Below are 21,627 nucleotides of genomic sequence, written 5' to 3' on the forward strand. Positions count from 1 at the left end.
TTCGCTTCGACCACATCAAAATCTGAGTATCAAAAATAATACTAGAACTTGAAGGACTTGGTTCTCAGAATTAAGCATTTTTGACCTAACTACTCAATCTGTTAAAAAGTATCCATCTCCACATTAATATAGCTCTAAATATTGCTCTCTTTCCCATTCAGAGACCGTTTGACGAAACGCAGCCCACTCCATACGTTTGGCTTCAACAAAATTCGCATAAATGTGATTGCCTAAAGCATTGATCATCACTTCATCTTTACGCAATTCTTTGATTGCATTATGCAAGGTTGACGGTAAATCATGAATTTGTGCTTCATTACGCTCTTCCTCATTCATCACGTAGATGTTACGATCGACGGCTTCAGGCGGCGTAATTTCATTTTTGATTCCATTTAATCCAGCTTGCAAAAGAACGGCCATTGATAGGTACGGATTTGCAGAAGGATCAACCGAACGCAATTCTAAACGAGTAGATAGGCCGCGCGATTCCGGTACACGCACAAGTGGCGAGCGATTTCTACCACTCCAAGCGACATACACAGGCGCTTCGTAACCAGGTACAAGACGTTTATATGAATTAACAGTCGGATTGCAGACTGCCGTGTATGCACGTGCATGTTTCAGCAATCCACCAAGAAAGTGATAGGCTGTTTGACTAAGCTGCATCGGTCCATTTTCATCATAAAAGACATTCTCATCGCCTTTAAACAATGACATATTGCAATGCATCCCCGAACCGCTGATTCCATAAAGTGGTTTTGGCATAAACGTCGCATGCAGCCCATGCTTGCGGGCAATTGTTTTTACGACTAATTTGAACGTTTGAATATTATCACACGCTTCGATCACGTCTGCATATTTAAAATCGATCTCATGTTGCCCCGGCGCCACCTCATGATGAGATGCCTCCACTTCAAAACCTAGGCTTTCCAGCTCGAGAACAATATCTCTACGGCAATTTTCGCCTAAATCAGTCGGAGCAAAATCAAAATAGCCTCCGCGATCATTTAAATCTGTCGTGATTTTCCCTTCTTCGTCCAATTTGAATAAGAAGAATTCCGGTTCAGGTCCTAAGTTGAATGAAGTAAATCCAAGTTCCTTCATGTCTTCCAGCGCACGCTTCAAATTCCCGCGAGGATCTCCTGCAAATGGTTGACCATCCGGGTTATAAATATCACAAATCAAACGAGCAACCTTCCCATGATTGCTTTCCCATGGAAAAATCAGCCATGTAGATAAATCCGGATATAAATACATATCACTTTCTTCAATTCGTACAAAACCTTCAATAGAAGAGCCATCAAACATCATTTTATTACTTAATACTTTGTCTAACTGACTCACTGGAACTTCCACATTTTTGATCGTTCCCATAATGTCTGTGAACATTAATCGTAAAAATCGAACATTTTCTTCATCGGCGATACGTTTGATATCTTCTACTGTGTTTTGTTTTTTCGTCATTGTCTTCCTTCACGTCCTTCATTTTTTTATAGCCTACTTGCAATTATAACTTTGGTCCTCTGGATTGGAATGGATTTTGTTGAGTAAGCCCTCCTTGAGAAATAAGCTCATCGTATAAAATCTTCCGAACATCCTCATCTGTCAAAGGTCTGTTCGACTCTTGAGCGTGCATTTGCTCTTCCAGCTTCATTTCATAGACACGTTTGATCCCTGCCATATTTAGACCGTCAGACAAGTAATCTTTGATTTCAAGCAAAACATCAATATCATTCAGTGAATACATACGGCGATTTCCTTCGCTTCTTTCTGGATGAATCAAATCTTGCTCTTCATAATAACGGATTTGACGTGCTGATAAATCGGTCAGCTTCATAACTGTACCAATTGGAAAAACCGACATCGATCTTCTCAGTTCCTTCTCTCTCATATCCACCCCCCTCTCTTAGATAGGTATAGAATATCAATACTTTTTTCTCTTGTCAATGATTTATGTAAGGTTTTCTGACATAAAATAAAAAAAGGCTCCGCGAGGATACCTTTCTTGCATCGATCATGGTTGAAACTAGGGTAAATAAAGAACAAAAAGAAGGTTAATAGCTGGCAAAAACCACACATAAGCAGATATCTTCCATTCAGCTTCATTGTTTTTCGTTTTTACAAGCTGTTGATATAGTAAATATAAATTGATGATCAAAAAAATAGATGCACACATAAAGACTCTAGCACCAGACGCATACATCGTGGGCGAAAACCACATGATCATTGAAGAAAAAACTGCCGCACAATAACTTAACCCAAGAAAAATTTTTTGCTCGGATACGGCAATTGAGCACCCCATAACCAACAGGAAAAACAGCCCCCATAAAACAAAGGGCGCTATAGCCCCTAATACAGCTCCATGCCCCAAGTGACCTTGCTTTATCTCTAAAAGCAAATCGATTTTGGTTATCGCTTGAAAATTCGTAAATCGATTAGGAAACGTATATATTAACAATAATAAAAATGCTGTATATGCTCCTGTAACTTTAGTTAACATCTTTGTAAAATCAATAAGAGCAGAAAGAATAAACAGAACAATAAATAGCAATAACAACTTGGTTTGCCAGCCCTCAAACAGCCATGAACTTCCTCTGAGAACTTTTGTAAAAATAGATAAGTCATGATAATCCGGCATCCACATTTTCACTTCTTGCTGCAAACGTAATTCATTTCCTGGTGCAGAAAGCATGAAAATGGCACCACCAATAAAAAACGATGTTGGAATCAAAAGAAAGTGATTCTCTCGTTGTTTCCGTAAAAAAATCGCTACATGATAAATCAGAACCACACCAATAACACAGGCAATCAGCTGTTCATTCGATAAAGAAAACAGAAAAGCTGGTAGTAAATAAGGCCACACAGCTGTTTGTTTCTTTCTAAAGAAGTTATCTGCATAAGGAATCAATGCAAATAAGCCTAGAGACAACGGCCATAAATAATTAGTCGCACCAGTGAGCCAAAATAATGCATCCTTTAACACAAAAACATTCATAAATCCCAAGGAAAAGAACGCTACTAAAAAGTTCTGTTGCGAGATTTTCTCACTGAACAACCGAACGAGTGAATAACTGTATAAGAACCAGGCACAAGCACTAATGAAATGGTGCACAAATAGCGGCACTAAGAAAATAAAGTAGAGGGATGTTTCCGGAAATAATCGTGCCGACCACTCTTCATATCGCCACTGAAGATAGCTGGACAAACTATACTCTCTAGGAGCAGTCATAAACCAACCATCATCCGTTTTTACATCGATCTTAAAATTTGTGAGGTACAAAAAAACCAAAAGGAACAAGCCACCATAAAAAAATAGATTCTTTTTATTTTTCTTGATAAAATCAACCAACATACTATACCACCTTAACCAAAACTTTTAACTAGTATATCATTTCACTTCCAAAATAACTATACCAGTTCAAAAAAAGTTACATACAAAACAGAAAGCGTTTTGTATGTAACTTTTCCCATTTATTCCTCTTCAGCCCTTAGCCACTTTGAAGCCTTTTTAGCAAAACCTTTGACATGATAGACATTTTTTTCTTCATCAAAATTCTCTGATAGCAACAATGTATGTCGTGTCACTTCACTTAATTGCTGTCCTTGATCAGAGCGTATGTCAAACTCATAAGGTACCAATAATTCCATCATTTTTTCTCTGACAACACGTGTTAAATCTTCTTTGCCGCGTGTACTTTTAGCAGAAATCAGTACGTTAGGAAATAAGGTCGGCGTGAAGTCATTCGGATCGATTTGGTCACTTTTATTATAGACCGTCAAAACAGGAATTTGTTCCAGGTCAAGATCATTTAATAATTCAACAACCGTTTGTTCATGCTGCAGACGATCTTCTGCACTCGCGTCAACTACGTGTAGCAAAAGATCCATGGTACGGCTTTCTTCTAGTGTTGATTGAAACGCTTCGATCAACTGTGTGGGCAAATCTTGAATGAACCCTACCGTATCAGTCATTGTCACGATCATCCCTTGCGGAAGCTGCCATTTTTTAGTCAATGGATCCAGCGTTGCAAATAATTGATCTTCTGAGTAAGTACCAGCTGTCGTTAATAAGTTCAAAATCGTCGACTTGCCAGCATTCGTATAGCCGATCAAACCAATTTGAAACAAATCTGAAGATTGACGCTTTTGCCTACTTCTTTCACGATGAGCGGTCACTTCTTTCAACTCACGCTTGATTGCAGTGATCTTGTTACGGATATGTCGTCGATCTGATTCTAATTTGGTTTCTCCAGGTCCTCTTGTTCCGATTCCTCCGCCTAAACGAGATAACTGTTTTCCTTGACCAATCAACCTTGGCAGCAAGTAGTTTAATTGAGCAAGCTCAACTTGCAACTTGCCTTCTTTTGAACGGGCCCGCATCGCAAAGATGTCAAGAATCAGCTGTACACGATCGATCACTTTTACACCAAGCGCTTCAACAATCAGTTGATTCTGTCTCGGCGTTAATTCATGGTTGAAAATAACCAAATCAGCTTCATAAGCATCAACCAGCTGAAGTAATTCTTCTATTTTCCCCTTTCCAATGACTGTCTTTTGATCGATTTTAGGGCGTTTTTGGGTCAAAGAAAAGACAACTTCACCTTCTGCCGTTTTTGTTAAGTTTTTCAATTCCTGCATTGAACCTTCAAAACGAGTATAATTTTCTTCGGTTTCTACACCAACTAATATAACTTTTTCGATATTTTTTTCCATTTCTTATCCTTCCGAAGAGCCTAGCCAGTCAACTATCGCTTGTTCCAGCTCCGTCTGTGTTTCTGGATGCTGAACTAAATCCCACCAGTTAGCATTCATACGATTTTTAAACCATGTCAACTGCCTTTTCGCATATCTTCTTGAGTTTTGTTTCACTTGGGCAACTGCGTCTTCTAAGTCTTCCTTTCCCTCAAAATAAGGGAAAAATTCTTTGTAACCAATTCCTTGGATCGATTGCTGCGGTTGTTCCTCATAAAGTAGAGCGGCTTCTTTTAAAAGACCAGAATCAAGCATGAGTTCTACTCGCTGATTGATACGCTCGTATAACAATGTACGATCCGTTTCTAAGCCCACTAAAAAATAGTCATATAAAGGTTTAGGTGTTTCTCTTGGAGTCAAGATACTGTATCCTGTTTTATCAAATACTTCGAGTGCCCGAATGATCTTTTTTTGATTATTGTGATGGATAGTCTCAGCTGCTTTAGGGTCTTTTTTTTGAAGCAATGCCCATAATTTTTCGTTTCCATTTTCTTTAGCGAATCGTTCATATTTTTCTCGAATGTCAGTTGACTCATCTTTAGCACCTAATTCAAAATCATATAGCAACGCTTGGATATACAAACCTGTTCCTCCCACAACGATCGGTAACTTGCCTTTTTTGATGATCTCATCGATCATTTGACGTCCTTCTTTTTGAAAATCAGCAACCGAATAGGTTTCTGACAATTCACGGCAATCGATCAAGTAATGAGGGACACCAGCCTGCTCTTCCTTTGTGGCTTTCGCTGTTCCTATGTCTAAACCTTTATAAACTTGCATTGAATCTCCACTGATAATTTCACCATCTAGCTGTTTTGCTAGCTGAATACTCAGCGCTGTTTTGCCAACTGCTGTTGGACCTGCAATAACTAATACTTTTTTCAATTTTTTCATCCTTTAGTCTGTACTTCTTTACGCACCTGCAGTGCAATTTCTGGAAAATCTGTATGGATTCCTGCCAATTGCGAATCGATACATCGCCTAATTTTCTCTTTATCATTCACAGTCCAAGGGCGGATCGCTTTAGGAAAATCGCTCAATTCTTTTATATGCTCAAGTACCCATTCAATATTTGGATGAATCCCCTCGATAAATGACGACTTCACCGCTTGATCTTTTTTATGCTCCGAAGCCTTGAATATCAATGCAACCGGTCGCTTTTTTTCAAGCGCCCAAACCTTTTCCAGGCTAGGATAATGAAAACTTGAATACATATAATCAAACGACCATGATCGTCTTTGCATCAACTGAATAAGCAGCGATTCAATTCCTTCATACTGGATCTGATCTGTTTTTATTTCGATATTCAATAAACCGTTAAAATTTTCCTCTTCAAGCAGCTGTAAGACTTCCTCTAGCATTGGAATCTTCTGTTCAACTGGAAATGGCGTAAACCATAGACCAGCATCCAGCTGTTTTAGCTCCGCAACAGTTAGATCAGCTATGAGACCTGAACCGTTCGTTGTACGATCAACCGTTTCATCATGGATCACGACTAGCTGTTTGTCTTTTGATAAATGAACATCAAGCTCTATACCGTCCGCTCCCACACGAACCGCTTCTTTGAATGCAATCAATGTATTTTCTGGATGTGTTCCTTTACTCCCTCGGTGAGCAATTATCTTGGTCACAACGATCCCCTCCAGTCGCACTCATTGTATCATTCCTATTAATCAGTATCAAACAATAAAAAAAGACAGACGAGCATTCTAGCCGCCTGTCTTCATTTGCTTGCTTATTCGTCGTAATTCTTCCTATTAATCGTTTTTCTCTTGAGCTAATTCATAAGAAACATATTTTTCAAGCCCAGCTTTGATCGTATGCTTTGGTTCATAACCAATCGCTTCTATTTTTGAAATATCTGCTAAAGAGTACTTTATATCTCCAGAACGTTCCGGTTGATTTTGAACGGGCAACTCGCTAGCTAAAAGTTCATCTAACGTTGCGACTAAATCATTAAGATTGATTGCTGTACCTGTACCAACATTATATACTTCCCCTAAAGAAGCATTTGACGTTGCAACTAAATCCAATGCCTGAACAACATCCTCGATGAAAACAAAATCTCTTGATTGTGAGCCATCGCCAAACATAGTAAATGATGTTTCTTCTTTGTTGAGTAGCTTTTTGTAGCGATCCATGATAATTGATATTACCCCAGAATAAGGTGATTCAGGATTTTGTTTTGGACCGTAAACATTAAAGAAACGAACTGCACTTGTTGGGATTTGATACAAATGATAATAGTCTACCACATATTTTTCTGCTGCAAACTTATCGATTGCGTAAGGCGTCAATGGACGAATCACTGACTCTTCTGCTTTAGGTAAAGTAGGTTCATCTCCATACACTGCGGCTGAAGAAGTAAAAACTAGACGCTTCAAACCAGCTTGGTGGGCTCTGATCAATTCCAACAATTGGAAGACACTGTCAAAATTGACCTGATGTGTCTCAACTGGCCGTTCGACAGAATCAGCGACACTAGCAACTGCTGCTAAATGAAAAATGTAGTCAAATTGGTTTGTCTTTAACAACTCTTCCATCAATGAAAAATCTGTAACAGAGCCTTCAATAAAACGAATATTATCAGAATGATCTAAATTATTTTTATTTCCCATCGATAAATCGTCCACAACGACCACCTGATGATTTTTAGAATAGAAATTTGCTAAGGTCGAGCCAATAAATCCCGCACCACCTGTAATCAATATATTATTCATTTATCCGTAACTCCTAGCTTTTATATAGAATATCATTAAACGATACTCTTGATGTACTTAGTTTATCATTCTTTTTGAGTGTGGTCTACTTTAATTAAAAAAGACTAGCGAAAGATCAATGATTCTTCCGCTAGTCCTAAAAGGATACCTATTCTAAAAACTTATTGCTTTTCTTTTGCCACATCTACGACTGACTTCTTTTCTTTTTTCGCTTGTTTAAGCAACTCAACGATCTCATTATTATGCATTTTATCTGGATCGATTCCTGCATCTCTAAGTGATTCACGAGCATTTTCGATCTCATCATCATCAATTTTTTCAATATCTAGATCTTTTAGATAGTCCTTAAGAGACTGTCCGCTTTTTTTGATTTTCTCTGCCATGGTCTGTACATCTTGATCTGTAAACTGCGTACTATCAAATCCTGCCTGTTCGATTTCTGAGCGATATTTTCCCAGCTCTTCCATGCTCATCGTAACTTTTTCATAGCTATATGAGATATCTGTTTCATCAGAATGATCGATCACGCTTGATTTACTATACACATCCGTTGTTTCAGTTGATTTCGTTGTAGAGGCTTTAGTCTCAGTATCATTTTTGTTATTCAGCTGTATAACAAAAATGATACCTACCAAAAGGATGAGCGCAGAAATTAAAAAGAGAACTTTCTTATTTTTCATAGATGCCCCTCTATTCTATTTATCGATTGCAACAGCCATTTTATTCGGACTGTATGAAAGAGCTACCGTTCCTTCACTGACCCACATTGTTCCGTAGATAGGATCAGTCACATGGAAACTATTTCCATCAAACCCAGTGATCAACCAAACGTGTAAATTAGCAACTTTTAATGAACCATAATAGGTTCCGTCAATGATCGGTGCTGCTAAATATGGATAGGTTCCCCAAACAACTAACGGGTTTCCTTTCATCAACTCTTCTTTGAATTGAGCGGTACCAACACCACTGATATCTCTTGAATTTGGTGCATATCTTTTTGCATACGGTGTAAATGCTCTTGGGTATATCGTGTGGAAGCCGTATTTATCCGTTGGATGTCCGTTAAATCCTTCATGCGGATTGCCCCAAGAAGGGACTTTCGGTACTGCCTCTGTGACCTGATGAATATTTTGGCCACGGGTCGCTCCCAAATAGGCTAATGCCATGTAAAGCGAAAATTCTTCACACCCATTTGGATAGCCCATTGCCATTTGGTTATAGTAAGGAACATCCATAAATGTCTTTTGGTTTTTACTTGTTGCAGCAACAATGTTTTTATGTGCTGTCACATAGCCATAAGGTGTCTCTAAAATCGGGTAACCATTTTTATCAAGCACTCGTTTTTTCACATCGATGACTGTACCAGCAGAAATATCATTTCCTCTATTTAATGAACGGTCTGTATAGTAGTGTTTCGTTTTTAACTCGATTCGTTTAGGCGCATCCATGTAATAGTTGCCCATACCAGCTGGCGCCTTCTTATAGTTGTTTGAAACTGCCGGACCATTCAACATCTTTCTGACTAGAACGATATCAAAGGCTTCCATTCGGAAACGATAACCTGATGTCCCGCTAATTCCCCCGTTTTTATTCCAGCCTAGCCAGCCAAAATACTCAGCATGTGTTCGATAATACACATCGAAATGTTTTGCTAGCTCACCCGTCAAGCGAATGTCATAAGCTTCTACACGTTTAGATTCCCCAGTCGTTCCGCTTAATTGGTTGTTGGAGACATAGCTTTGCCACCCTTTGTCCTGTACATGTGTTCTATATTCAACACCGCCTGAAACTGGGGCGTTTTCAATTTTGACTTTGATTGCTTCTACTCGTTTGCTTTGGCCCATCGAGCCATTTGTTTGTCCATTTTTGCTTGGTGTTTGCCAGCCTTTATCTTGTACATGACTTTGGTAAATAATATTCGGTTGTTTATATTGAACGAAATAGCGTGTCACGGAACCAGGTGCAACCGCTCCTTTTTTCACCAATTGGACTGCAACTGATTCTAATTGATAACTGAATCCTGCTGTCCCTGAGTTTTGACCATTGCTTGCCCAATCCAGCCAGCCAAAGTTTCTCGCATGCACACGGTAATAAACATCAAAGTGCTGAGCTAACTCACCCGTCAAACGAATGCTTAATGCTTCCATCCGCTTAGATTGTTTCACTGTTCCAGTCACCGCATTATTTGCTACATAGTCCTGCCAGCCAACATCCTGAACATGACTTCGATATTCAATTCCGCCTGACACAGGAAGATTATCGACTGTGAGTTTCATTGCTTCCATCCGTTTCGACTGACCAGTTGTTCCGCTCAATTGTCCATTGGACTTCACACCTTGCCAACCGATGTCCTGAATATGGCTTTGGTATTTTATATTCGGCTTTTTATATTGAACAAAAGAACGTGTTGTTTTCCCAGGTGCAGATTGGCCTTTTTCTACTAGTTGGATCTGGATACCTTTGATCTCATACGAAAAACCTGTTGTTCCGGAATTTTGACCATTGACTGCCCAATCCAGCCAGCCAAAATTTTGTGCCTGGACTCTGTAGTAAACATCATACGTTTCCTTAAGCGTTCCTGTCAGTTGGATTTGAATCGCTTCCATTCGTTTGCCTGAAACACCGCTGATACTATCAGCATCTGTAAAAGTTTGCCAGCCAATGTCTGCTACATGTGCACGATATTGGATGCTGCCTTGTTCTGGTTCGCCTCCGACAACTGTCACTTTTAGCGCTTCGATTCGACCATCTGAAATAACAGCTTGTGCACCATTTGTTTGTTCTGACTGCCAGCCTAGTTTTTCATTGTAGATTGAATAGTTAACTGTAAGAGGAGCTGTGCTTTTTTCTAATTGACTGCTTCCCTCTACTGAATCAAGACTTTCTTCAACGCTGTTCATTTGAGTTGTCTCTGTAACTGTCGTCTCCATCGTTTGCTCTGTACTACTAGTTGATATAACTTGTGATTCTTCCACCGTACTCATCGAACTCGTCTCTTCTTGCGAAAAAACCATAGACGGCATAAAAATAACAGAAGTTATCATACCGATGAACAAATACCCTAGCTTCTTTTTCAACTTTTCCACCCCTCATCTTTCAATAAAATAATTGTAACAAAGTTAACTCTTTTTGTCCACAAACTTAATTAATACTTTTAGTTATTTAAAACTAACTTTAAATCTTATTTTACATTCTTTTGATCATAATAAAAATGGCAGCGATACTGATTTTTTCATATCAGTTCTCTGCCATTCGATAAGAATAAATAACGTTTTTTACGTTCCCTTTAATAATCCGTGGAACTCATTGAAGCTTTGAAGCATTTTTTTATGATTTACTAAAAGATAAAGTAAATAACATACTCCATACACAGCCGTACTAATAAAACTACCGCCGAAAAATAGATTACTTAAAATAAACAAAATAGTCATCGAAGTCTCTAGAACTAGAGAGTTGACTATAGGAATATTCATCGACTTGCACAAAAACAATTCTGCAAAGTTACATCTAAAGGCCAAACTGATCAAAATAAGGCCTACCGCCCAAGTTAGATTGCCGAAACCAAAAATAATGATGATCGACAAAATAAGCGATAATGACAATGTCGTTAAATTAACGAATAAGATCGTCTTTTCTTTTCTCAACGCTTTTAGGTACGTATTGATCAATAATGACATTCGACCTTCATAAATAATGATCGGGAATAAGATCCCCATGAACTTCAAGCTCTCAGCATATTCTGGCAACCACGCAGCCAAAATATATTTTGCTGGAACATAGAATAATAAAATCCCGTACGTAATAGGAACAAATAAATTTCTCAGCGTAACAAAGAGGTTCGGTAATTTTTCTTGGTTCGTTCTTCTAAGGAGTGGAAACATAACAACACCAACTGCATTGACGAAGGTCAAAAACATATTAGAAATACTCAACGTGAAAGACAATTTCCCAAATGTTTCGATCGTCCATTTTTTTTCAACAAAAAAACGAATCGTCCCTATGATCAACATACTAGCAATACTACTGATCATCAATTTACTTCCAATGTTGATATTATCCATGATTTCAGGCAAGACGTTTTTTAAACGAATCATTTTTAAGCTGAGCATATCTCTAATTCGATACATCCCCCAAACTGTCATGATCAGTCTAGAAAAAATATCCATCGTGATCAACCAGAAAAAGTTTCGCCCGCCCATAAGTAGGTAAACACCAATGAACATAACATACAAATACCGATCGGTTCTAGATAATTGCGCATATTCTTTGATACGATTTGTTGATTGAAAAATAAAAAGAATAAATGTTTTTGAAATAGTAATCAAAGAGACGACAGCCGTTAATATTAAAATAAGTGATTTGTTGCTTGGTGGTAAAAAGAAAAAGGCCCATATAATCACCAAGGATGAAAGAATGACTTCAAATATTGCTAAGTACCAAAATTGAGAGCCTAAATTTCTCTTGTCCAGATCTTCGTATTCTTCTCCGCCAATTTTCAAATAAATGCCATCGATCCAGCCTAAATGAAAAAAACCAACATAAGATGAATAAAAAACATACAGTTGCCAATAGCTATATTCTCTGACACCTAATAATTTTGGAACAAACAAATTTAACAGAACAGAGATCCCTAACGTAGCAAAGTTAGCTGCAACTGTATAATATAGATTTTTTATGACTGATTTAGCCTTTTCATTCATAATACATTCCTCTTATTTTCTCTCAATTAGTCCAAACGATACGTAAAATCAACTATCGTTCTTATTCTGCATTACACATCTAAACTTCTACCTTATTTCTTAAAAAAATTAGCAAACCAGCCACTAAACTGATAGTTTCGTGTGACACTTTCTGGAAGTGGAACCATAGGAACTTCAAGGAAAGCAGCTAGCTCTTCTTGATTTGTTTCAGTCAAAATAAACATATTCTCCCATCGATAAAAATCTAGCTTCTGTACACTTGGGTTATTCGTGATCAGCTTTTTATTAAGAAACAATGCTTCTAATGGTCTAAGGGAAATCCCTTGCTGATTACTTTGAACGATATCTAAAATAGCTCCTGTATTCCCCTCATAATTAATTAGCTCGCTGTATGACAATGCTTCTTTATATGCATAGTCTGTTCGAGAATTTTTAGATGAATCGACAACATAAATCAGCGGTTTTATTTGTTTGCTGATAAAGTATTGCTCCAGTTCCAATAAAAGCGGTAACCGATCCTTATCCACACCAATAAAACAAACATCTGAATGATACTTATCATCTGTTTTTGTAACGATTAGCTTTGTTCGATCAATAAATTGATTATTCGGATGCATCCCATATTTTTCACAGTCTTTTTCATCAAATGACCATAGTTCACAATTCAATCCCGAATAAAAAGAAACGGGTGTATCTCTAACAACAGGGTTGCTGTACCAAACCACAATCCGAATGTCAGGATAATGCCGGTTCAAATACTTAATCAATGGACGAGAAAAAAAATGTGAATTTAATAAGATGAAATCAATCTCTTTCAGTTTTTTTTTCCAGTTTCCATAAAAGAAAGACGCCAATTGTAAATTCAATTTTTTATCTAGATAATTGAGCAGTTTGATTATAAATGTCCGTCGTTCAAAATATTTCTCCACATGGATGCCCAATTTCTGTGCATCCGTTGAAAATAAAACAGATTTTTCATCCAACGTAATGATCATCATGCGGCTATAGTCCATTGATCTTAGACTCCTTCGTTTCACTTATTTCCAATAAAAAGTATAAGGGTGATGGGTCACTCGCTCTGATTCAGGCGGTAACTCCATGTAATCACCATAACGCAGTGTTAAAAACTTTTTGCGATCTTTGATTGCACGAACCGTTTGACCAGCAAAGGTAATGTCTTCGTACTCTTTAAACCAATCTGCTGGGAAAATTCCCCATTCTTCATCAATAAACTCGATATAGCCACAAATTTCAGCTTTCTCAAAAGGATACTTATTTATTTCTTTCATAAGCAAGTTTCTCCAATGAGCATAATTTCCTTGCTTCAACAATTTACGATACTTTGGATAATATAAGACTCTTTTTCCGTAAGCTTTCCATCTAGTTTTGGAGATTGCATAAGAAGCATTCAACGTTGCTAGCATATTATCTAAATAAAACATACAACGATCTCCAAAAGCTTTTCTTTCAGCTTGGTCCGATGGAAAACCATCTATTGGAAAAATATCTACAAAAACGCCTAATTCTGGATCTTCACTATGATAAAATTGCTTTGTTTTCATACATGTTCTCTTGTCGATCAACTTTGCAAATGGATAACGATATTCAGTACGTGTCTCTAAACTCAACAACAAATACGTTTCGTCTTTCGCTAAAAGCTTTATCAAACGGTCATAATTAGGACGCGTCAGCACAATATCTAAATCATCATCCCAAGGAATATAGCCTTGATGTCTTTCTGCGCCAATCAAGCTCCCGTAATAAACAGAATACTCAATGTCATTCTTTCGGCAAATCTGATCGATATACACAAGCATTTCGACACCAATTTCCTGTATTTCATTAATACTCAATTCTTTCATAGCTCTAATTCACTCGTTTCCAGCTCATTTTTGGAGTTCAATCTACCAATATAAAGGAAGAATACTAATGCACCTAATCGATTCACTAATACAATATCCGGGATCAAGCATGCAGATATCAAAACCGTCAAGACGATCAAGCTGTAGAATAAATATTCAAGATAATTACTTCTGTTCATTTTGAAAAGAGTAATCAATGCTTTGATCATATTATATAAAACGAACAGCGTAAATGGAATTGTTCCTAAAAGCCCTGTCGTCGCCAATAAGAAAAATAGAAAATTATGCGGTGTTTGCTCTTTTATTGCAATCCAAGTATTTGGTAAATTTTTCTGAGCATAGTGAAGTAATCCTTTTGGAGATGGCCCGATCAATGGTTTAGTCTCAAATATTTCAACCGCACTTTTCCATAGTTTAAAGCGGCTATTAGAAATATCTGAATCCTCACCTGTATCTGGACGATATAAAGAGATATCATCTTTTCCATCGTTTGTTTTGATCACGATCACTTTGCTGACAGCTTCAGCAGTAACAACAGAGACTTTTTGAGTGACCGTCATAGTCAAAGAAAGAACCACAACAGCAACTAATGCAAGACCTGTTGAAAGTAAGAGGCGTTTGAAAAGTGCCATCGCTTTTTTATTATAATAGAAATAGAAAAAGACCCAGACAACCGTAATCGCCATACTTTCGATCATTGCTGTTCTTGAACCTGAAAGGACCACGAAAAAGAAAGCAACGATTAAATTAGTAATCAAGAACCCTCTGTATAGTTTTGACTGTGCCTTCTTGAAAAGATGTATAGAAAAACAAAAAGAAACAACAGAAATGGTTGCAGCATAGTTTGGATCTACAAATACACCATACAAACGATTTTCAAAAAAGCCCATCCGAATCCCATAATACAATTTATCTAAAGGCATTGTATATTGGAATTGTACAAAAAACATTCCTAATGAAATGACTAACAAAACAAACCATGTGAACACTAAAACTTTTTCTACTAATGAAAATAAATCTTTGCGGTTTTTCTTCCCAAGTTCGTATGCTACGAAGAAAAGAAGTACCTCCCATATAATCAATTTAAAATTAGCAACTAACCCTGTTGGTGCATTTGCGATAGAAGAAATGACCAACGCAAAAGTAAAGATCAGCAACAAGAAACTTGGCTTCTCACGTCTTTTGATCCAATCAAACCCGTTACGAATGAATAATAATCCCCCAGCTAATGAAATAACAGAAAAAATAATACTGTCAAATTTTGATGGAATCAGACTATAAGTACTGATCATACGCATGATTAACATAATTTCCCAAACGAGAATAAAAGGTATTTCTACCTTATCAAGAACTTCATTAGCTTTTTTTATCATTAACCCTATCTCCTTAACTCAATTAAAATCTACTTATTTATTTTCCTTACCATTCTACTCTCAAAACGTGATAAAAGCTTATAAAAGTATGGATGTATTTTTAAAGCGAACATCGCTATTTTTCTTGATTTAGTAAAATATTGATTTTTAAGTACAAAAGTAAAATTGCTACGTAAAAACTTGATGATTTGTCTTTGTGTCTCCTGATCTTCGTTTGTCAGAGGACTATCCATCATTTTATCCAAGACAGTAAAATAAGCCCAGCAGACTCTAGTGTGAGCAACATTAACTAATTCAGGATATTTAGCGACAACACGTGTTTCATTATTTTCCCATGCTTTGATCATATCCAAGTCTTTGTGTGTAAAGTGGTTGCTGGAGATACTATTTTCACGATGAAAGTAACAATATTTTTGACTAGTGTCGATGACTACTTTTTTAGTTTCTTCAAGTACGTCTAAAATGACTGCTGCATCTTCTGTGATCATACCGACTGGATAACGAACATGATCAAATATTTCTCTTTTGTATAGCTTGTTTGTCGCACTGATCGTACTTAGCTTTCCTTCAAACATTATTTTTGCTGCGCCGACCATATCTGTTACGATATATTTTTTCTCTTTGATTACAGGTTCTTTCCCCGCATAAACATCTAAAAATCCGACAGTCGCTAAATCAGCATCTTCTCTTTTTAGATTGTTATATAAAAGTTCATACATATCTTCAATGATGTAATCATCACTGTCAACAAAGCCAAAATAACGACCTTTAGCTACTTCGATTCCAGCATTTCTTGCTGCACTTAAACCACCATTTTCTTGATGGATAACAGTGATCCGCTGATCTTCTTTCGCATACTCATCACACATTTTCCCACTATTATCCGGCGAACCATCATCCACTAAAATCAGTTCAAAATCCTGAAAGGTTTGCGCTAAAATGGATTTTACACACTTATCTAAATATTGCTCTACTTTATATACCGGAACAATAATACTTATCTCAGGCACTACTTTTTCACTCCTCGGTTTTCATAATTCTTATGACTTGTTCTAAGCCTTCTTCTAAGGAATAAATCGGCTGCCACCCCAATTGTTCGATCTTATCAGTGGCTAGAATCGCCTGCGTTGCTTTAGAATAACCCGCAGCTTCTGTTTGATCTGGAATTTCAAAGATCACTTTTCTACCAACGATCGCAGCTAGCTTTTCTGCCAACTCTTTTAGCGTTAAGTCAAATTGGCTATTGGCAATATTGTACGCCTCGCCAGATTTACCTTCAAGAAGCAAATACAATAATCCGTAAGCTGCATCAGCAACATAACAGTAAGAATAATATTGTGTTCCTGCACTCTTTAAGACGATATCCTCGTCATTCACAGCATTTCGAATAAATTGAGAAGAAGCTTTAGAATCTTCTTTCAGCATCGTTGGTCCAAAGATTCTGCATAATCTAGGAATCACGACATCCACACCGTACTGCTGGATATACGCTTGGCATAACGCTTCACTTGCCCGTTTTCCTTCTGGATAACCAGCTCTTAATGTATTACTGTCTATATACCCACAATACTGCTCATCAAATTTCTCTACATCGCCTCTATTTTCTCCGTATATCTCAACAGTAGAAAGAAACAATACCCGTTCAACAGAATGCTTCGCTGCATATTCCAGTACTTGTTCGGTTCCTTTGATATTCGTCATGATCGTATTGATTGGATCTTCTACATATGCTTTGGGATGGGTATTACTTGCACCATGAACAATGAAATCATACGTACGATCAGAAGCTAGTGGTTCTAAAATATCTCCTGCTACTAAATGAAACTGTCGATCCTCTAGATATTTAGCAAACCGTGACTCAAGTTTGCCTAGATTTCTTCCCATCGCATAAACTGAGATATTAAGAGCTTGTTTCTCATTCAAAGCCATTAAGCAGTCGATCAAAAAAGTTCCGATCATACCTGAAGCCCCGATAATCAAGATCGATTTATTTTTTAATTTATCCCAAGCCAATTGTTCCTGAACAACTTTTTCGATATCTTTTTGATAATCAAGATTATTTGAAAACATCATGTTCTCCTATTCTTCTTTCATTCGAAGATAGCCTTTGAATAATTGCAGGTCATCTTGTGTCGTTAGTTTGATATTCTTATCAGAACCCACAGCAAAATAAAGAGTTTCTCCTAAATCGACCATCATTGTATTTGCGTATGATGATTCCGAGATACCAATGCCTTCTTTGAAGGCTTTCTCATAAGCCCAAGCGAGCTTATCGAATTGATATGCTTGAGGGGTAGATACTCTTCTCAATGTTTCTCTATTGATATATTGTTTCGTTGTTTCTTCTGTTTCTTTAACAAAAATTTGTTCGTTGTATGGTATTGAAGTAACAGCATTACCGAATTCTCTACATTTTACGATCACATCAGATAAAACGATTTCGTCCACTAATGGGCGAATACCATCATGGATCACGACTGTATCGTCTTTATCAGAATGAGCTTTTAAAAAGTCCACACCATTTCGAATAGATTCTTGGCCACTATTGCCGCCTTCAATGATCCATTCAAGTTTATCAATGTGGTATTCTTTTGCATAAGCAGATAACGTATCTTCCCAACCTTTTTTACATACTACTAAAATTCTATCGATCATTGGATGCTTTTGGAAAGATTCCAATGTATAAATAATAATCGGTTTATCCTCAACCATAATAAATTGTTTTGGTATATCCTGTCCCATTCTTTTGCCGACACCGCCGGCAATAATCAACGCTGTAATCATTAATTATTCCTCCTTCGATTGATCCACACAATAGTAGATTCCTTTATATTTTTTATATGTGTTCTCTGTATCAATAAACACTGCATCATGATGAGAAATACGATCTTTTTCATCTGGCAACTCCATATAATTACCGAATACTTGAGTCAAATAATGATCATACCCGATCGGTACAGGCATCGTTGTATCTTCAAAAGGCAAGTATACTGCCTTTTCAAAGTCTGTTCTCTTATACAAATTGCCCATGTAACGTGGGCCTACACAAAGTTCAGTCACGTATTCAGATGTAGAAAAATCATATTTTGACATCTGCTTACTGGCAAATGACCAGATTCGATAACGACCTTTTTTGGTAGGAATCAGTTTTAGGAGGACTTTACTACCGAACGCCATGATTCCACCGTGTTTTTCTGGAACCACTTGTGAGCAGAATAACGCATAAACCAATGCCCAAAGCTTTTGTATCTTTCTCTTAAATTTTCCGTCCGGCGCGCCGTCCAGTGGAAAAATATCGATTGGCAAGCCGTGAGGCATATCCAAATCCTGCTGATAGGGTTTGATAAATGTCGTGTCCGCAGCTCGGATCGTTGTAAAGGAATTATGATCAATGAAGGTTTTAGAGGGCTTCATCAATGGATATTTTTCTACATCCGCATGTACTTGCCATAAGTCAGATAATTTTTCATAATCCTTACGCGGCATGAAAAAATCCAAATCGTCATCCCAAGGTATAAAGCCTTGATTTCTGACTGTTCCAATACAGCCGCCGCCACAAAAATAACACAACAAATCGTGTTCATTACAGAAGCTGACGAAATAGTTTGCCATTTCTAAATTGACTCTTTGAATTCTTTTGATTTGTTCTGTGTCTTCTATCTTATTCATCGTTCAATACTAAACTCCTCAAAGTACCTGTTTTCAGAATACATCTGGTCTATTTTCTCACATCTGATAAAAACTTTCAACAACTTACCAGTGTTCTTAATACAACTGTAAACAAGTCGGAGTACTCTGAATGTAGGAAAAATCAAAAAAACATCATATAACCAATCGTTATATGATGTACTCTTTTTGATACAGAAATAACATGCTATTTTCTAAGCATTCGTTTATAAAACTTCCCCCGTAGTTGGGTAGGCATCAGACAAATGCCAACATGAATCACTGATACAGAAAAGAAATCAGTAAAACTCCCCAATCCCTCTTGATAGATTTTCTTTCTTGCCTTCAAACCAGGCATCAAATAGTTCAGTCCGCCGCGTCGATTGTACATCTCTGTACCTGCGCGCGCGTATACTAAAAACTCTGGTAAATTCCGACCCTCGTAGCCCGCCTTCAATAATCTGACCCACAAATAGTAATCTTCAAATCCCTGTAAAGGAAGATAATTCCCAACAGCTATGACCGCCTCTTTTTTGTACATAACAGTCATATGATTGAACGGATTTCTTTTTTTAGAAAACTGACGAATTTCTTCATTCGTTAGCGGCATTTTCTTGGTTGCCAACACATTGTCGATCGTTCCCTCAAACTCAATAATATTTGAACCGATGATTGCTAAATCGCTGTTTTCGAGAAAAGCGTGATATTGCTTCTCTAAACGATCATCAGCCATAATATCATCCGTATCCATTCGAGCGATCAACTCGTTGCGGCAATTCTTGACGCCAATTGCTAATGCAGTGCCTAATCCTTGATTCTCTTTTAAAGAGATCACAGTCAAACGATCCTCTAGACGATCGCGATAATACTGAATCTTTTCATACAACTCCTCTGTCAGAGGGCCGTCTTCAACAAGAAGAATTTCATCCGGCTGCACTGATTGCGCAAGCGTACTTTCCATTGTTTGGGTAAAATATTCTGGCTTTTCTTTCATGTAGACAGACATCAGCACACTAACAGGTATTGTTTGCATTTTATTCACTCACTTTATTTAAATAGCTCAATTTTGTTGTCACTTAAGAATGACAGATCTTTTGTACTGCGTTCAACCTCTTCTACACCCTGAGACGACACCTTATCAAAAAGAATCTTGATCGTCTGCAATAAGATTTTTAAGTCTAATAACAATGAATAATTTTTGATGTACAATAAATCAAAGTTCAATTTACTGTTGTAATCTGACGCATATTTCCCATAAACCTGTGCATAGCCAGTGATTCCTGCTCTTACGTTATGTCTCAAGTAGTACTGAGGATTTTCACTATTGAACTGGTCTACGAAAAAGGGTCTTTCCGGCCGTGGACCAACAATCGCCATATCTCCTCTGATCACATTGATCAATTGAGGTAATTCGTCGATTCTTAAAGCGCGTAAGTATTTACCGACAGCCGTGACACGAGCATCATTACTGGTTGATAGAACTGGACCAGATTTAGCTTCTGCAGTTGCAGACATTGTTCTAAATTTTAAAATTGGAAATTCTTTTTGATCTAATGTGATTCTTGTTTGTTTATAAATCACAGGACCAGGAGATGTTACTTTCACTAAGATCGCTGCAATCAGCATCAAAGGCGAAGCGATAACTAACAATACAAATGACAGCATGATATCAAACAAACGCTTAATGAAGTTGTCTTCTCCTTTGATTCTAAAATCAGACACCTCAATGATACTTTCGTCTTCAAAATTCATCATGTTCGGTTTTAACATAATTAGATTTTCAAAGCTGGTGTTTAAAAATAGTTTCTTCTCAGCTTTTGTTACAAGTTTATAGATTTTAAATTTTTCGTTTTCATCAATATGACTAGATATATATACAATGTCGATCTCATCAAGTAGCTTGACTAAATTTTCATAGTAATGATCCACGATCACTTTAGTCACCTGATGTTTTTTATTTTTATGACTGATAAAGTTTTGTGCTGCAGAGACAACACTTTCCTCGGTTCCTATAATCACGACTTTTTTGATCGAGCTGACTTTTAAATATAAGAAGTAAACCAAAATCCGCCATAAACTCAACAATATGATACCCACGATAAAGGTATACACAAGTACTGATCGAGGAAACGTAAACCATCTACCTGCAAATGTGATCGTCATGATAAACAAGATCGTCAAAAATTGACCGATCACAGTGACAAAAACAATATCATTGATCGTTCGATTATAGAACACATACGCACCCAACAGCATATTTAAAAAGATAAAAAACAGCGAAATATAGATAGCAGATTTCTCATAGGATACAAAATTATATGAAGGAATGTTAAATCCAAATTTAATCCAAAATCCAACCAATACCGAAAAATTAAAGACAAGTACGTCAATAATAATAATCGCAATTCGCTTTGCATTATTCCATTCACTTTTAGTTGTCATTTTTACCTTCCTTCCTGAATAAACGTTTAGCCTGTTTTTCTGATAAAAACTTTCCGTTTCATGTTACCACAATGAGACTAAAAAAAACAATAACCTCTCCCTCATCCAGAGG

At 37.1% G+C, this 21,627-nt stretch carries 19 protein-coding genes; all 19 read right to left on the reverse strand.

Annotated elements, in window-relative coordinates; genetic code table 11:
• Positions 1–123 precede the first annotated feature (123 nt).
• Positions 124–1,464: a type I glutamate--ammonia ligase gene (gene glnA, locus CC204_RS07495; protein WP_088269619.1), complete on the reverse strand. Its 1,341-nt coding sequence runs from the start codon at positions 1,462–1,464 to the stop codon at positions 124–126.
• Between the two features lie 43 nt (positions 1,465–1,507).
• Positions 1,508–1,891, reverse strand: coding sequence for a MerR family transcriptional regulator (locus tag CC204_RS07500; RefSeq protein ID WP_088269620.1), 384 nt, complete (start codon positions 1,889–1,891; stop codon positions 1,508–1,510).
• Between the two features lie 135 nt (positions 1,892–2,026).
• Entirely contained in the window at positions 2,027–3,352 is a 1,326-nt protein-coding gene (locus CC204_RS07505; RefSeq protein WP_088269621.1) for a DUF6056 family protein, read from the reverse strand.
• Positions 3,353–3,471: 119 nt separating this feature from the next.
• A complete protein-coding gene (gene hflX / locus CC204_RS07510; RefSeq protein ID WP_088269622.1) occupies positions 3,472–4,713 on the reverse strand; it encodes a GTPase HflX in 1,242 nt (413 codons plus the stop codon).
• A gap of 3 nt (positions 4,714–4,716) precedes the next feature.
• The gene (gene miaA, locus CC204_RS07515) at positions 4,717–5,637 is read right to left on the reverse strand and encodes a tRNA (adenosine(37)-N6)-dimethylallyltransferase MiaA (RefSeq protein WP_162288331.1); all 921 of its coding nucleotides are present in this window, start codon (positions 5,635–5,637) and stop codon (positions 4,717–4,719) included.
• 5 nt (positions 5,638–5,642) lie between these two features.
• On the reverse strand, positions 5,643–6,383 hold the full coding sequence (locus CC204_RS07520; RefSeq protein ID WP_088269624.1) for a glycerophosphodiester phosphodiesterase: 741 nt from the start codon (positions 6,381–6,383) through the stop codon (positions 5,643–5,645).
• 126 nt (positions 6,384–6,509) lie between these two features.
• A complete protein-coding gene (locus tag CC204_RS07525; protein WP_088269625.1) occupies positions 6,510–7,472 on the reverse strand; it encodes an NAD-dependent epimerase/dehydratase family protein in 963 nt (320 codons plus the stop codon).
• A 161-nt stretch (positions 7,473–7,633) separates the two neighbouring features.
• Positions 7,634–8,152 (reverse strand): hypothetical protein, encoded by a 519-nt coding sequence (locus tag CC204_RS07530; RefSeq protein ID WP_088269626.1) that lies wholly within the window; start codon positions 8,150–8,152, stop codon positions 7,634–7,636.
• A 15-nt stretch (positions 8,153–8,167) separates the two neighbouring features.
• Complete coding sequence (locus CC204_RS07535; protein WP_088269627.1) at positions 8,168–10,549, reverse strand: C39 family peptidase; 2,382 nt, start codon at positions 10,547–10,549, stop codon at positions 8,168–8,170.
• A gap of 198 nt (positions 10,550–10,747) precedes the next feature.
• A complete protein-coding gene (locus CC204_RS07540) occupies positions 10,748–12,172 on the reverse strand; it encodes a lipopolysaccharide biosynthesis protein (protein ID WP_088269628.1) in 1,425 nt (474 codons plus the stop codon).
• Positions 12,173–12,264: 92 nt separating this feature from the next.
• Positions 12,265–13,185, reverse strand: a complete 921-nt coding sequence (locus tag CC204_RS07545) for a WaaS/CpsH family glycosyltransferase (protein WP_088269629.1) — start codon at positions 13,183–13,185, stop codon at positions 12,265–12,267.
• A 24-nt stretch (positions 13,186–13,209) separates the two neighbouring features.
• Positions 13,210–14,034: a LicD family protein gene (locus CC204_RS07550; protein WP_088269630.1), complete on the reverse strand. Its 825-nt coding sequence runs from the start codon at positions 14,032–14,034 to the stop codon at positions 13,210–13,212.
• A complete protein-coding gene (locus tag CC204_RS07555; protein WP_088269631.1) occupies positions 14,031–15,407 on the reverse strand; it encodes an O-antigen ligase family protein in 1,377 nt (458 codons plus the stop codon). Before CC204_RS07555 ends, CC204_RS07550 begins: the two co-directional genes overlap by 4 nt.
• Positions 15,408–15,436: 29 nt before the next feature.
• Positions 15,437–16,417: a glycosyltransferase family 2 protein gene (locus CC204_RS07560; protein WP_088269632.1), complete on the reverse strand. Its 981-nt coding sequence runs from the start codon at positions 16,415–16,417 to the stop codon at positions 15,437–15,439.
• 7 nt (positions 16,418–16,424) lie between these two features.
• A complete protein-coding gene (locus tag CC204_RS07565; RefSeq protein WP_188634518.1) occupies positions 16,425–17,477 on the reverse strand; it encodes an NAD-dependent epimerase/dehydratase family protein in 1,053 nt (350 codons plus the stop codon).
• A gap of 9 nt (positions 17,478–17,486) precedes the next feature.
• Complete coding sequence (locus tag CC204_RS07570) at positions 17,487–18,191, reverse strand: IspD/TarI family cytidylyltransferase (RefSeq protein ID WP_088269634.1); 705 nt, start codon at positions 18,189–18,191, stop codon at positions 17,487–17,489.
• Positions 18,192–18,194: 3 nt separating this feature from the next.
• Complete coding sequence (locus tag CC204_RS07575) at positions 18,195–19,076, reverse strand: LicD family protein (protein ID WP_088269635.1); 882 nt, start codon at positions 19,074–19,076, stop codon at positions 18,195–18,197.
• Positions 19,077–19,281: 205 nt separating this feature from the next.
• Entirely contained in the window at positions 19,282–20,106 is an 825-nt protein-coding gene (locus CC204_RS07580) for a glycosyltransferase (protein WP_088269636.1), read from the reverse strand.
• A 14-nt stretch (positions 20,107–20,120) separates the two neighbouring features.
• Entirely contained in the window at positions 20,121–21,515 is a 1,395-nt protein-coding gene (locus tag CC204_RS07585; protein ID WP_088269637.1) for a sugar transferase, read from the reverse strand.
• Between the last annotated feature and the right edge of the window lie 112 nt (positions 21,516–21,627).

This window comes from Enterococcus wangshanyuanii (assembly GCF_002197645.1).
In the GTDB taxonomy this organism is placed as follows: domain Bacteria; phylum Bacillota; class Bacilli; order Lactobacillales; family Enterococcaceae; genus Enterococcus_L; species Enterococcus_L wangshanyuanii.

Excerpts from the sequence above, each read along its gene's own strand:
- CC204_RS07525 (WP_088269625.1), bottom strand. The coding sequence starts at position 7,472 with ATGAATAATATATTGATTACAGGTGGTGCGGGATTTATTGGCTCGACC.
- CC204_RS07540 (WP_088269628.1), bottom strand. The coding sequence starts at position 12,172 with ATGAATGAAAAGGCTAAATCAGTCATAAAAAATCTATATTATACAGTT.
- CC204_RS07575 (WP_088269635.1), bottom strand. The coding sequence starts at position 19,076 with ATGAATAAGATAGAAGACACAGAACAAATCAAAAGAATTCAAAGAGTC.
- CC204_RS07550 (WP_088269630.1), bottom strand. The coding sequence starts at position 14,034 with ATGAAAGAATTGAGTATTAATGAAATACAGGAAATTGGTGTCGAAATG.
- hflX (WP_088269622.1), bottom strand. The coding sequence starts at position 4,713 with ATGGAAAAAAATATCGAAAAAGTTATATTAGTTGGTGTAGAAACCGAA.
- CC204_RS07545 (WP_088269629.1), bottom strand. The coding sequence starts at position 13,185 with ATGGACTATAGCCGCATGATGATCATTACGTTGGATGAAAAATCTGTT.
- CC204_RS07585 (WP_088269637.1), bottom strand. The coding sequence starts at position 21,515 with ATGACAACTAAAAGTGAATGGAATAATGCAAAGCGAATTGCGATTATT.
- CC204_RS07505 (WP_088269621.1), bottom strand. The coding sequence starts at position 3,352 with ATGTTGGTTGATTTTATCAAGAAAAATAAAAAGAATCTATTTTTTTAT.
- CC204_RS07530 (WP_088269626.1), bottom strand. The coding sequence starts at position 8,152 with ATGAAAAATAAGAAAGTTCTCTTTTTAATTTCTGCGCTCATCCTTTTG.
- glnA (WP_088269619.1), bottom strand. The coding sequence starts at position 1,464 with ATGACGAAAAAACAAAACACAGTAGAAGATATCAAACGTATCGCCGAT.
- CC204_RS07555 (WP_088269631.1), bottom strand. The coding sequence starts at position 15,407 with ATGATAAAAAAAGCTAATGAAGTTCTTGATAAGGTAGAAATACCTTTT.
- CC204_RS07500 (WP_088269620.1), bottom strand. The coding sequence starts at position 1,891 with ATGAGAGAGAAGGAACTGAGAAGATCGATGTCGGTTTTTCCAATTGGT.
- CC204_RS07580 (WP_088269636.1), bottom strand. The coding sequence starts at position 20,106 with ATGCAAACAATACCTGTTAGTGTGCTGATGTCTGTCTACATGAAAGAA.
- CC204_RS07565 (WP_188634518.1), bottom strand. The coding sequence starts at position 17,477 with ATGTTTTCAAATAATCTTGATTATCAAAAAGATATCGAAAAAGTTGTT.
- CC204_RS07570 (WP_088269634.1), bottom strand. The coding sequence starts at position 18,191 with ATGATTACAGCGTTGATTATTGCCGGCGGTGTCGGCAAAAGAATGGGA.